The following is a 13614-nucleotide window of genomic DNA, read 5'->3' as shown; positions in this document are numbered from 1 at the left end:
ATTCGAATAGTCATGAAGCAATCTCTACAACTCCGTATCGGTCAGAGTCTGACCATGACGCCGCAATTGCAACAGGCTATTAAGCTGTTGCAAATGTCGACTTTGGACTTACAACAGGAAATTCAGCAAGCCTTGGAATCCAACATGATGTTGGAGATCGACGAAGAGGAGCTGCCTAATCTGGAGTTTCGCGATAAAAAGCTCGAAAACACCGATCAGCAAACCAGCGAAGGCTCGCAAACCGATATGCCGGACGAATTGCCGGTCGATGTCAGTTGGGACGATGTCTACGAAAGCTCTTTGCCCAGCGGTGGCGATGAGGGCGATAGTCCGGAATTCGAGGCCTTTCGCGGCAAATCCGAGTCTTTACGCGATCATCTGGTTTGGCAGTTGGAGCTGATTCCGATTTCTGACCGCGATTATGCGATAGCTACCGCTATCATCGACGCGATTAACGATGACGGTTATGTGACCAGCGAATTGGCGGATATTTTTCAGGGACTCCAGGATCAACTGGAAGGCTTGGAAATGGATGAAGTCCTGGCCGTTTTGCATAGGGTGCAAAACTTTGATCCCGTCGGTGTGGCGGCGTTGGATTTGGCTGACTGCCTGGGTTTGCAACTGCAACAGTTACCGACTACGACGCCTTATCGGTCGGAGGCTTTGGAGTTTGTGCACAGGCATTTGGATTTGTTGGCCAGTTGCGATCAAGCGCGCTTGATGAAGCGGATAGGGATGACCGAGGATGTATTAAAGGGGGTGCTGGCGTTAATCAGAACCCTGGATCCCAAGCCTGGCGCTCGCTTGCAGGATTCTGATGTCGAATATGTGGTGCCTGATGTGTTCGTCGCCAAAGTCAACGGACAGTGGCTGGTTAATCTGAACCCGGAGATAGCGCCCAAATTGCGCGTCAATCCTTTTTATTCTGGGATGATCAAACGCGCCGACAATAGTCATGACAATGTCAGCATGAAAAACCATCTGCAGGAAGCGCGCTGGTTTATCAAAAGTTTGCATAGCCGTAACGACACCTTGTTGCGGGTAGCGAGAAGCATCGTCGAAAAACAAGGTGATTTTTTCGAGCACGGTGCGATTGCGATGAAGCCGATGGTATTGCGCGATATCGCCGAGGAATTGGAGTTGCACGAATCGACGATCTCTCGGGTCACCACGCAAAAATACATGCACACCCCACATGGTGTGATCGAATTTAAATATTTTTTCTCCAGCCATGTCAGTACCGATGGCGGGGGAGAGTGTTCGGCGACCGCAATTCGGGCGCTGATAAAAGAGTTGGTCGGCAGTGAAAACCCGGCCAAGCCATTGAGCGATAGTAAAATATCGGACTTATTGAATGAGAAGGGCATTAACGTCGCGCGCCGCACCATTGCCAAATATCGGGAAGCGATGTCCATTCCTTCAACCAGCCAGCGGAAAAGGCATATTTGATCAATCTGGAAGAATAATTTTTAAAAACAGGAGTATTCCATGCAAGTCAGTATCACAGGTCATCACGTAGAAGTCACCGAAGCATTAAAAGCCTACGTGGATGAAAAAATCAGCAAAATCAAACGTCATTTCGACAATGTCGTTGATGTTCACGTCATTTTGACCGTTGAGAAGCTTGAGCAAAAAGCCGAAGCAGCTGTGCAAATCAGCGGCGCCAAACTGTATGCCGAAGATGTACAAGAAGATATGTACGCGGCTATCGACAACATGGTCGATAAACTCGACAGACAAATCGTCAAACATAAAGAAAAAAATCAAAACCATCGTTAATTATGGGCTTGCGCGGTACAGGGTGAACGCGATTTTCGCTCTGTATCGTTTTGCATATGAAACTAGTCATCGTCAGCGGCTTATCGGGATCGGGTAAAAGTATCGCGTTGGATACTTTGGAAGATTGCGGCTATTACTGTATCGACAATCTTCCCATGACCTTGCTTGAGGATTTTGTCGATCATGTCATGCTGAAAGACCCGGCGACCTATAGTAAAACCGCTATCGGTATCGATGCCAGAAACCGTAACCAGAAGTTAGCCGATTTCCCGGATAGCCTGACTTTTATTCGCAGTAAAGGTATTGATTGCGAACTGGTTTTCATGGAAGCGGATGAGAACATCATTCTGAAGCGCTACAGTGAAACGCGCCGCCGCCATCCGTTGACCACCGAAAGTAGGCCGCTGCGCGAGGCTTTGGAAATCGAACGGGAAATGCTGCGACCCCTGGCAGCTCGTGCCGATATACTTATAGATACCAGTTTCACCCACTATCATCAGTTACGGGATTTGCTGAAAAACCGTTTGGGCGAAAAAGGCAAAAGTTCTTTGTCGATTTTGTTTCAGTCTTTCGGTTTTAAATACGGTATCCCGTTGGATGCCGACTTCGTGTTCGATGCCCGCAGTTTGCCCAATCCCTATTGGGCGCCGGAACTGCGAGGATTGACCGGTAAACACGCCGAGGTCATCGATTTTTTGCAGAACGAAGTGATCGTCAAAGAGTTTCTGCATGATATAGGTTATTTCATCGGTCGCTGGGCGCCGCGCTTCGAATCGGATAATCGCAGTTATTTAACCATAGCGATCGGTTGTACCGGCGGGCAACATCGTTCGGTTTATCTGGTCGAGGCATTGAGTAAGCACTTTCAAACTATTACTCCTAACGTTATCGTCAGGCATAGGGAATTGCGTTAACGCAATTCCCTAGCCCAATTTCTTGGTTTTTACCCATGACATCAGCAGCAAAGCTTGAAAATACCGAGCATCTTTTAGATCGCGCCATCGAAGTGCTGACAAAAGACTCTCTGATCGAGATTAGGAACCTAGTGCGTTCCTTATACCCGGCGGAAGCGGCGCATATTCTCGAGTCATTGGAGCCGGAACTGCGAGCCAAGCTGTGGGCGTTGATTCCGCCCAGCGTGATCGGCGAAATTCTGGTCGAGATAAATGTCGAAGTGGGTAGCAGCTTGCTGAAAATTACCGACAGGAAAGATTTGATTGCCGCGACTGAATCCATGGGCCATGACGGTATGGTCGATCTGCTGCATGTATTGCCTGAGCCTTTGCTGTCGCAAGTGATGGAATCTATCGGTGTACATAACCGCAATCGCATCGAAAAGGCGCTTAGCTATGACGAGCATACCGCCGGCGGCTTGATGTCTGACGATGTGTTAACCATTCGCGCCGATGTAACGCTGGATGTCGTGACGCGATATTTACGCTTGCGCGGTAATATGCCGACTGCAACAGACAGTCTAATCGTGGTGGATCGCAAAGAGCAGTTTCAGGGCTTGTTGCCGATTAATCAATTGTTGACCCACGACCCGCATACCAAAGTTGAGTCGATTATGGATACCCGTAGCTCAGGTATTCCCTACGGTATGCCTAGTCGGGATGTGGCTGGTTTGTTCGAGCGCCGAAAATTGCTGTCCGCGCCCGTGTTAGCCAATGACGGTAAGGTTTTGGGGCGCGTCACTATCGACGATGTCGTGGGTTTGATTCGCGAAGAAGCCAATCACTCCTTAATGAGCATGGCCGGCTTGAGCGAAGAGCAGGATATGTTTGCGCCGGTATTTAGTAGTGCCAAGCGTCGTGCGCTTTGGTTGGGCGTGAATTTGCTCACCGCATTCTTGGCGGCTTCAGTCATCGATTTGTTTGAGGCTACTATTCAACAGATCGTCGCATTGGCGGTATTGATGCCGATTGTAGCGTCTATGGGGGGTATCGCCGGCAGTCAGACTTTAACACTGGTTGTCAGGGGCTTGGCCTTGCGACAAGTCACCACCGGTAACGCCGTGAGTTTATTGTTTAAAGAGGTCTCGGTCGGCCTGCTAAACGGCTTGGTTTGGGCTGCTGTGGTGGCGGTAGTGGCTGGGCTGTGGTTCCACAATCCGCATATCGGTATGTTGCTCGGCGTGGCAATGTTGATCAATTTGGTGTGCGCGGCTTTGTCCGGCGTGGCAATTCCGGTGTTGTTGGACAAGATCGGCGTTGACCCAGCACTGGCTGGCGGTGTGTTGTTGACCACAGTGACCGATGTGGTTGGATTCATGGCCTTTTTGGGCTTAGCAACCTTGTTTTTACTGTAAGGAACTGTGCTTTTTGTCACGGAAAATGATAGTATTTCGGGCATTCAGTAGCGGATTTTCCAAACTCGATGTCAACCGGCGCACCTACTTCGCAAAAAATAGCTTTGGAGTTTAAAAGCACGTCACTGACCGTGCCGGTGTTGCTGCTAGCCAGTAACGACATCTCTCTGATCGATCAGCAGCTCAAGGAAAAAGTGGTTCAAGCTCCCGAGTTTTTTAAAAACTCGCCCTTGCTGATCGATCTGCAAAAACTTAACGCGCAAAATCTGCCAATTGATTTCACCGAAATAGTCACTATCGTCCGTCAGCACGGCTTCATGCCGATAGGGGTGCGCGGCGGTAACGAACATCAGAACGGTGACGCCTTGGCTATGAATTTGCCCCAGCATTCCCTGCACGGCAGCAATGTGCCCTTGGTCAACAAAGCACCGGCAAAAACCTTGCCGACACCTGCTGCGGAAGAGCAAAAGCAAGCTAATCAGTCAATTGAAAATAAGTTGGTGACACAGCCGATACGCTCGGGCCAGCGGGTTTATGCCAAAGGCGACTTGATCGTCACAGCAACCGTTAGTGCCGGCGCGGAAATCATGGCGGAAGGTAATATTCATATATACGGATCCCTGCGCGGACGAGCGCTTGCCGGCGTGCTGGGTAATGTCAATAGCCGTATTTTTTGTTCGGATTTGCAAGCCGAACTGATTTCGATAGCCGGCATTTACCAGCTCAGCGACGATTTGAGCAAGTATCCAGCACACAAGCCCGTACAGATCAGTCTGGATAACCAGACGCTGATTATCAAAGATATTTAAGCTTTTCTTGGAGGAACAACATTGGCCAGAATTATCGTAGTAACATCGGGAAAAGGTGGTGTGGGCAAGACCACAACCAGCGCCGCTATCGCGATGGGCTTAGCGAAGCGCGGACATAAAACCGCTGTGATCGATTTCGATGTGGGGCTGCGTAATCTCGACTTGATCATGGGATGCGAGCGTCGTGTAGTTTATGATTTGGTCAATGTGATCAACAACGAAGCCACCCTAAATCAGGCCCTGATCAAGGACAAGCGTTGCGACCAGTTATTTATATTGCCGGCATCGCAAACCCGTGATAAAGATGCTTTAACAACGGAAGGTGTCGGAAAGATTCTGGAAGAGTTGTCCAAAGACTTTAAATACATCGTTTGCGACTCGCCGGCAGGAATAGAGCGCGGTGCTACACTTGCCATGTACTTTGCTGATGATGCATTTGTGGTAACCAACCCGGAAGTCTCCTCCGTTAGGGATTCGGATCGTATGCTGGGTATCTTGTCCAGCAAATCGCGCCGCGCCGAGAATGGCGAAGAGCCGATCAAGGAGTATTTGTTGTTGTCGCGTTATTCGCCGGATCGGGTGAAATTGGGCGAGATGCTCAGCGTTGACGATGTACAGGAAATTTTGTCGCTACATTTGTTGGGCGTTATCCCGGAGTCCAAATCTGTGTTGAATGCGTCAAACTCAGGCACACCGGTCATTCTCGACGAGCAAAGCGATGCAGGTCAGGCTTATGCAGACATCGTGGCGCGTTATTTGGGCGAAACCAAACCACATCGTTTTATCGAGGAAGAGAAAAAAGGCTTATTCAGTAAGCTATTCGGGAGCAAGTGATGAGTCTCTTAGATTATTTCAGATCCTCGAAAACCAATACGGCATCGCTGGCCAAGGAGAGATTGCAAATTCTGGTCGCCCATGAGCGTGCATCCAGAAATCAACCGTCCTATTTGCCCGAGTTGCAGCAAGAATTGCTGGCGGTGATCCGTAAATATGTCAATGTCGGGCAGGATGCCATTACCGTTAATTTTGAACAGGATGGAAACCAGGAAACCCTGGAACTTAATATTGTGCTGCCTGATGAGCGTTAGTTTTGCTGACTAGCTTTTGCCGCGGTTTGTGTTGCGTAAGGCTGGATAGCACGACTAAAACCCCCCGATTTTTTTTGTTGTTTAAATGATGAGGAGTTGAAATGGTGGATACAATTGGCGAAGCAGCTGGAGCAGTCTGGCAATACTTGCATACGCATGGCGAAGCTAGCGTTAATAAAGTCACGACCGAAACCGGCTTGGGTAAGAACGACGTCCAGCGAGCGATCGGTTGGCTGGCTAAAGAAGACAAACTGAATATTGAAATGAAAGGCCGCGTAGAAACCCTTTCATTGAAATAAAAGTTTTCCCGCAACCTGCTTAAGGTTGAGCTAAGCGTGGCGACATTCAATACCGGCTCTTTGCCGGTTTGAGCGTCGCCGGGGTTTGCCCTTGGGCGGGTTCCTAAATGCCGCTGTGTTTTGTTGGTAAATCTGTTACCTGACAGGAATGCGTGGCCCGCTTAGACACGCGCCAGTCGCTCTGTCGAAATCAGATACCGTAGCAAGCGCATTTAAATTTGCCGACGGAATGGCTGCGTAATGCCGTGAAAATTAAAAAATACTGATTCTAATAACCCTCTATTGCGGAGTCTTTCTGTCGAAATGAAAGCCAAAATTGCCACATTTTTCACCTTGGTGCTACTGGTTGTCATCAACCTGGGTATCTGGTCTTACGTCAATAACCCGTTAAAGCTGCCATCTTGGAGCGATACCATGATGGGGGTGACCTTTAACCCCAAGGGGCGCGATTTCAATCCTGCCGACGGCGTATTTCCCACCAGAGAACAAATTCAATCCGATCTGGAGTTATTGTCCGGTAAAGCCCATTCGATAAGAACCTATACCGCGTTGGAGGGCATGGAGGTTGTGCCTGAGTTGACAGCCAAGAATGCGATCAATCTGGCGATGGGCTGTTGGGTGGATTTGGTTGATGACGATAGCGCCGAGGACGATCCGCAAAAAAAGTTAGAGAACACGCAGAAACGGCTGGATAAAAATCAGCGCGAAGTCGAAAGCCTAATCAACCTAACCAATCAATATCCAAAAACCATTGTTCGCACGCTGGTGGGTAACGAATCCTTGTTACGGTATAGAAACAAAGTTAGTGGACCTATCGCACAGAAAGTCCGTCAAGAATTTTCCGGTTCGATGAGCGAACAAGATTTGCAGCTGAAAATCGAGGCGGATGTTAAGGCGGAAGTGGCCGGCAAAGCCAACGAACTGATCGAGTACGTTCGCGAAGTAAAAAAACGCACCTGGAAACCGGTTAGTACAGCTGAAACCTGGGATATATGGGTAGCAAACCCGGCCTTGGCGGCGGAAGTCGATTACATAGCTGTGCACATTCTGCCCTATTGGGAAGGTGTGCCGGTCGATTTACCCAAAGGTGCGGAAGGCGATAACGCAGTCGAATATGTGTTCAAGCGTTATTACGAATTGCAGCAGTTGTACCCCAACAAAACCATCGTGATTACCGAGGTGGGTTGGCCATCCGACGGTCCTCCGCAAAAAGCCGCCACTGCTTCGTTGGCGAATCAAGCCAAGTTTTTGCGTGAGTTCCTGAATCGCGCGACTGCCGAAAACATTATTTACTATGTGGTCGAAGCGTTTGACCAGCCATGGAAGATCAAGCTGGAAGGTACGGCCGGTGCTTACTGGGGCTTATTCAATGCTGATCGTCAGCCTAAATTCCCGATGGAAGGTGATGTGTTGGCAAATCCGACCTGGCGTAACTGGGCCAGTGGCGCGGCGGTACTCAGCATTATCTTGATGGCGGCATTTTTGTTTACCCGCAAAAGCTTGAAGCTGCCGGGTAAATTTTTCTTCGGCATCGTCGCTAACTTGGCGGCGTCGGTATTGTTCTGGTCGGCATCAATTGCCGCCGCTCAATACCAAACCAGTTTTTCGGTGGTGTTCTGGGCAATTTTGCTGATGATGCAGGCCATGGCTATCTTGGTGTTGCTGACCGAGAGTCTGGAGATTTCCGAAGTCATCTGGCACCGCAAGGGCCGCCGTACTTTCCAGCCGTTGACGCCGCCGGCCGGTTTCCGTTATCCGAAAGTCTCGATCCATTTGCCGATCCACAACGAGCCACCGGAAATGGTGCGCAAGACCCTGAATGCGTTGGCTAAGGTCGATTATCCGAACTACGAAGTATTAGTGATGGATAACAACACCAAGGATCCGACAGTTTGGCAGCCGGTGCGTGACGATTGCGACCGCCTTGGCCCGAAGTTCCGCTTCTTCCATCTGGATAACTGGCCCGGTTACAAGGCCGGTGCGATCAACTACGCATTGACCAATACCGCTGAAGATGCCGAAATCATCGCGGTCATCGACAGCGACTACATTCTGAACCCCGATTGGCTGAAAGCGATGGTGCCGTATTTCGATCAGGAAAATGTCGGCTTTGTGCAGTCGCCCCAGGATTACCGTGATTCTGGGCAAAGCACTTTCAAGGATATTTGCTACTGGGAGTATGCCGGCTTTTTTAATATCGGCATGGTGCAACGTAACGAATTCAACGCCATCATCCAACACGGCACGATGACGATGGTCCGCAAGTCGGCGTTCGACAAAGTTGGTCCGTGGGGCGAATGGTGTATCTGCGAGGATAGCGAATTGGGCTTGCGTCTTTATGAAGCGGGTTACGACTCGGTGTACTGCAAGGAGTCTTTCGGTCGCGGCCTGATGCCCGATACCTTCTCGGGTTACATGACGCAGCGTTTCCGCTGGGTATACGGCGCGATGCAGATCATCAAAAAGCATTGGCGGCATTTCTTGCCCAACAAAAAGTCTTCGCTTACTTCGGCACAGCGTTACTATTTTGTGGCAGGTTGGTTGCCTTGGTTTTCAGATGCCTTGGCCCTGTTGTTTACCGGCACCAGCTTGATATTGACCGCGCTGATCGTGTCGGATCCTATCCATAGCGAACTGCCGGTAAACGCCTTCCTGTTGCCGACCATCGGCCTGTTTGCATTCAAGATTTTGCGCGGTTTGTGGTTATACAAAGCGCGGGTGGCTTGTTCAATGCTGCATGCATTGGGTGCGGCGCTGGCCGGGTTATCGCTGACGCATACCGTGGCACGGGGTACCTTGCAAGGTTTGTTTACTTCCGGCAAGCCCTTCATGCGCACTCCAAAATACGAGCAGCAAGGGCCGTTGGTGGCGGGGTTATTGATTATTTGGCAGGAGTTGTTATTGCTGACCTTGTTGCTTGCCGGAATCCTGGCGATGCGCTCCATCGAACATTTCGATAACTTGAGCGGCAGGTTGTGGATGGCTGTATTGGCGGTGCAGTCAGTGCCTTATGTCGCCACGCTGCTGACGATTCTGATCAGCGTTGCGCCCAACTACTTTCCTGGCAAAAAGCTCTCTGCCGATGAGTTAGACGCGGACGAATAAGTACCGCTTGCTTGGTCTCTGAAAACCCTTGTCGGCTGAAAAGCTGGCAAGGGTTTTTTTGTTTAGCGGGCGAGGACCGGTTCCAGTTGCTACCTGAGCTGTTGTCGCTGTTTTGAGTGTCAGCATCAAAACAATGGATATGGCGGTGAATAAAATAAACTGTGTTATATGACTTATTTTTAGTGAGTCATTTACCGTATAAATGGGTGGTTGTAGTGGCGTATTTGATGAAGTGTTGTATTAATTGATTGATAAAAAAGCACAATTGTATTTAGGGTTATAAATTGCTTATATCTACAAATGGTTGTTTTAAAGTGTGTGAGATCACCAGAAACTGTTGGTGTTTTAAATAGCGCTTTTGCCGACAATTAGCCCTTAGCAAGAACAAATCGCATACCTTCGCAATTTTTAAACCTATGAAACACGCAAAAATCAAACTTGGCGCCAAGCCCTATTTAATGGGGGCGATGCTGCTCACGGTGTTACCGGGAGTCTCGGCGACCGAAGATGGCAAGACAGACAACAAAACCGGTAGTAATCAAACCGCGGTATTGCCGGAAATGACGGTTACCGCCGAAAGCGGAAAAGCCGCTACGCAAACAGCTACCGAAAAATACAAATTGCCTGCTGTGACAGAAAGCGTTACCCGCGAGAAGATGGAAGATACCATCAACGTAATGAATACCGAGGATGCCATCAAGTATTTGCCTAATATCCTGGTGCGCAAACGTTATATCGGCGACAAGGAAATGCCCGTGGCTATGCGCACCTCCGGGACCGGTTCCAGTGCGCGCAGCTTGATTTATGCGGACGGCATTTTGCTATCGTCGTTGCTGGGCAATAACAACAGCATGACCGGTTCGCCGCGCTGGAATATGGTCTCACCGTCAGAAATTGAGCGGGTTGATGTGATGTACGGACCGTTTTCCGCAGCCTACGGCGGAAACTCGATAGGCGGTGTCGTTGATATTACGACGCGGATGCCTGAGAAATTCGAGGCTGGCGGCGGCGTGCAGTCTACTTGGCAAGAATATGATGTTTACGGCCATACCGATGTCTATGACTCCCAGCAGTACACGGCCAATCTGGGTAGCCGACACGGCGACTTTTCCTGGCGCTTTGACGTCAGTCATTTGGATGCGCACAGTCAGCCTATATCATTTACGTACTTGCCTACTCCCTGCCCCGCGACTGGTGCGAATGCCTGCCCGAATACTAACGGTATTTCAGGCGCCGTCGGTGATGTCGATAGAAGTGGCTCCCAAAGAATCTTTGCCATAGGCGAAGGCAATATCAGGCATACCGTTCAGGATAATTTTAAGTGGAAGCTGGCTTACGATATTACGCCGACGCTGAAAGCTTCGTATACATTGGGTCTGTGGCAAAACGACGAAAGCGGGGGCTTCAATAGCTACTTGCGCAGTGCCACTACCGGAGCGCCGGTTAATAGCGGCCTAATCAATATGAACGGTCGAAACTATAATCTGGGTTCGACGTTTGCCGAGAACGATTACCAGCAGATGCATTGGTCGCACGGTATGGCGCTAAAATCGAACACCGGCGGTATTTTCGATTGGGAACTGACCGGCAGTGTGATCAATTATGGTCAGGATGAGCAACGCGCGCCCACGGTTGCGCCCAATCTCGCGGCTGCGGGTGGTGCTGGAACGCTTACCAGCCTAAACGACACCGGTTGGCATACTGTGGATGCTAAAGGTATATGGCGTCCGGATTCTGCATGGGGACCGCATCATGTCAGCTTTGGGTTTCATCATGATCTTTACGAATTAAACAACCAACAATATGTAACCTCCAATTGGATCTACGGTGCACCAGTCCGCTTAAATACCAATTCGCAAGGCAAGACCGAAACCAACGCGGTCTGGATTCAAGACGCATGGACATTTGATCCGGATTGGACGTTGACCTTGGGCGGACGTTTGGAGAACTGGAACGCCTTCGATGGCACTAACACCGGTTCAAACGGCAGAACGATCAATCAGTCTAACCGTAGCGATTTAAGATTTTCGCCAAAAGCCTCGCTGGCCTGGAAGCCGACTGATAGCTGGAAATTTACCAGCTCTATTGCTCAGGCTTACCGTTTCCCAACGGTGACGGAACTGTTCCAGGGTACCAATATCACCGTCAGCGGCACCTCAAATATTGTGAATCCCAATCCAACGCTAAAGCCTGAAGAGGCATTGTCTTCCGAGCTTTCCGCGCAATATTTTCTGAGCGAAGGTTCGTTGCGTTTGAGCTTATTCCACGAAAAAGTCTACGATGCCATCTACAGTCAAACGACTTTCAGTCCTGTCACTAACTCGACATTATCGTATGCGCAGAACATCGACCAGATCAGCACCTACGGATGGGAGTTTTCCGGCGAGCACAGTAATGTCGTTATCGATGGCCTGGATTTGTCGGGTAACGTGACCTGGGCGAATTCGCGCATCGATAAAAATGTAGCTCTGCCTGCGTCTGTCGGCAAGTATCAGCCCAGAGTGCCGGAGTGGCGCGCCAGTGCCACGGCCACATATCATGTGACTAAAGATTTTACGTCCTCTATCAGTGGACGCTATAGCAGTCAACAATATGGGCAAATCGATAACAGCGACGTCAATCCGGATACGTATACCGGCACCGGCAGCGCGTTTTTCGTTGTGGATACCCGTGCCAAATATCAACTGACCAAGCAACTGACGCTTTCAGCGGGTATCGACAATATTACCAACGAAAAATATTGGCTGTTCCATGTGTTTCCGCAGCGCACCTATATCGCAGAATTGAAATTTAACTATTAAGCGGTTATTAAATGTATTCAACCAGGATAGGGCGGAGCTCATCTAATCCTGGTTGTGCATTAAATGACACAGTTTAATTTTTCCCGGTCAAACGGGTAAAAATGTTCGTAACTTTCCGGACACTTACTAAAAGACGATGATGAAATTTCAACTTCCTTTGGCAATGGTTGCCTCGTTGATTTTGACTGCATGTGCCAACGAGCCGATCACAAGTAAGCAAGGCGCTGAGGCGGCTAAGCTTGAACAGCGTACCGACCAAAAAGCATTGTGCGCCGATCTGCAAGCCAGTCCGGCGATCGGATGTTCCGAGACGGTGACCGCGACTTTCGACAATAGCGGTGTGCTGTGGTTGGCTTGGGTGGTTCGCGATCATATCTATGTGCAATCGTCTACCGATAAAGGTCGGAGCTTTTCCGCACCGGTTGCGGTAAACGCCGAGCCGGAAGCTATTGCCGCGCGCGGTGAATACCGGCCAAAAATCAAACTCGATGCGCAAGGCAATATCTACCTGACCTGGACCCAAAATCTGGAAAAACGGCATACTGGCAACATTCGCTTCAGTCGCTCGACGGACGGCGGCAAGAGTTTTTTTAAGCCGGTGACGGTCAATGACAATCTGGACGTGATCGGCCACCGCTTCGATGCGCTGGCGGTGGGGAAGAATGGCGAGATTTTTGTGGCTTGGCTGGATGCGCGCGACAAGGAAAAAGCCAAGGCCGCTAAGCAAGAGTTTGCAGGTACTGCCGTGTATTACGCCTGGTCGGACAATGGTGGTAAAAGCTTCTATCCCAACAAAACCGTTGCGCCGCATAGCTGTGAATGCTGCCGTTTGGGTGTGGAAATAGATGCCGACAATTTGCCGGTGGTGTTGTGGCGGCATGTTTATGAAGGCAATATCCGCGATCATGCGCTGGTTAAATTTAAGGATTGGCGCACGCCTGGAGCGGTGCAGCGCGTCAGCCAAGAAAACTGGAAAATCGATGCTTGTCCGCATCATGGCCCGGCCTTATCAGTTGCCGACAATGGCGTTTACCATTCGGTATGGTTCAGCGGAGCCGCTGATAAACAAGGCTTGTTTTACGGCCACTCCAAGGATGGCGGCCTAAGTTATTCGCAGGCCTACCATTTCGGCAATCAAGGCGCCAAACATCCCAACGTGTTTGCCAAGGGCGAGCAGGTAGTGGTGGTCTGGTCGGAATTCGACGGCAGCCATAATCTGTTGCAGTTGATTAAGTCTAATGACGGCGGATTGAGCTGGTCGCAACCCGAAGTCGTCGGTAAAACGGCGGAAAGCGCGGACGATGCTTTTCTGTTGAGCGATGGTGAGAGTGTTTTTCTATCCTGGCAAACCGCGCAGGGCTATCAATTCAAGCCGATTTAGGTTTTAGTGATCCAAAGCCATCCCGCTAGTCGCGCGGTATGGCT

General features: G+C 50.0%; 11 protein-coding genes. All 11 read left to right on the top strand.

From position 1 onward, the window contains the following. The first annotated feature begins 12 nt into the window (after positions 1–12). The 11 genes from CWO84_RS18530 (at position 13) to CWO84_RS18480 (ending at position 13570) form a co-directional block, all read left to right on the top strand. Positions 13–1449: an RNA polymerase factor sigma-54 gene (locus CWO84_RS18530; protein ID WP_101054462.1), complete on the top strand. Its 1437-nt coding sequence runs from the start codon at positions 13–15 to the stop codon at positions 1447–1449. A 39-nt stretch (positions 1450–1488) separates the two neighbouring features. Continuing rightward, positions 1489–1779 carry a ribosome-associated translation inhibitor RaiA gene (gene raiA / locus CWO84_RS18525; RefSeq protein ID WP_020483551.1) on the top strand — a complete coding sequence of 97 codons (291 nt, stop codon included), beginning with the start codon at positions 1489–1491 and terminating at the stop codon, positions 1777–1779. 56 nt (positions 1780–1835) lie between these two features. Next, positions 1836–2693 (top strand): RNase adapter RapZ, encoded by an 858-nt coding sequence (gene rapZ, locus CWO84_RS18520; protein ID WP_101054459.1) that lies wholly within the window; start codon positions 1836–1838, stop codon positions 2691–2693. Positions 2694–2728: 35 nt separating this feature from the next. Then, the gene (gene mgtE / locus CWO84_RS18515) at positions 2729–4087 is read left to right on the top strand and encodes a magnesium transporter (protein WP_033157740.1); all 1359 of its coding nucleotides are present in this window, start codon (positions 2729–2731) and stop codon (positions 4085–4087) included. A 68-nt stretch (positions 4088–4155) separates the two neighbouring features. After that, positions 4156–4896: a septum site-determining protein MinC gene (gene minC, locus CWO84_RS18510; RefSeq protein ID WP_101054456.1), complete on the top strand. Its 741-nt coding sequence runs from the start codon at positions 4156–4158 to the stop codon at positions 4894–4896. A 21-nt stretch (positions 4897–4917) separates the two neighbouring features. Further along, positions 4918–5730, top strand: coding sequence for a septum site-determining protein MinD (gene minD, locus CWO84_RS18505; protein WP_033157742.1), 813 nt, complete (start codon positions 4918–4920; stop codon positions 5728–5730). Further along, a complete protein-coding gene (minE, locus tag CWO84_RS18500) occupies positions 5730–5984 on the top strand; it encodes a cell division topological specificity factor MinE (protein ID WP_020483546.1) in 255 nt (84 codons plus the stop codon). The genes minD and minE overlap by 1 nt, the downstream gene beginning before the upstream one ends. 101 nt (positions 5985–6085) lie before the next feature. Beyond that, positions 6086–6283: a winged helix-turn-helix domain-containing protein gene (locus CWO84_RS18495; RefSeq protein ID WP_020483545.1), complete on the top strand. Its 198-nt coding sequence runs from the start codon at positions 6086–6088 to the stop codon at positions 6281–6283. 303 nt (positions 6284–6586) lie between these two features. Continuing rightward, positions 6587–9388: a glycosyltransferase gene (locus tag CWO84_RS18490; RefSeq protein WP_033157743.1), complete on the top strand. Its 2802-nt coding sequence runs from the start codon at positions 6587–6589 to the stop codon at positions 9386–9388. 416 nt (positions 9389–9804) lie between these two features. Then, positions 9805–12189, top strand: coding sequence for a TonB-dependent receptor (locus tag CWO84_RS18485; protein ID WP_033157744.1), 2385 nt, complete (start codon positions 9805–9807; stop codon positions 12187–12189). 139 nt (positions 12190–12328) lie between these two features. Continuing rightward, positions 12329–13570, top strand: a complete 1242-nt coding sequence (locus tag CWO84_RS18480) for a sialidase family protein (RefSeq protein ID WP_033157862.1) — start codon at positions 12329–12331, stop codon at positions 13568–13570. The last annotated feature ends 44 nt before the right edge of the window (positions 13571–13614 follow it).

Origin of the sequence: Methylomonas sp. Kb3 (genome assembly GCF_002834115.1) — a bacterium.
In the GTDB taxonomy this organism is placed as follows: Bacteria; Pseudomonadota; Gammaproteobacteria; order Methylococcales; family Methylomonadaceae; genus Methylomonas; species Methylomonas defluvii.
Note: the sequence above shows the minus strand (reverse complement) of the source record. Positions and strands in the feature narration are given on the sequence as shown.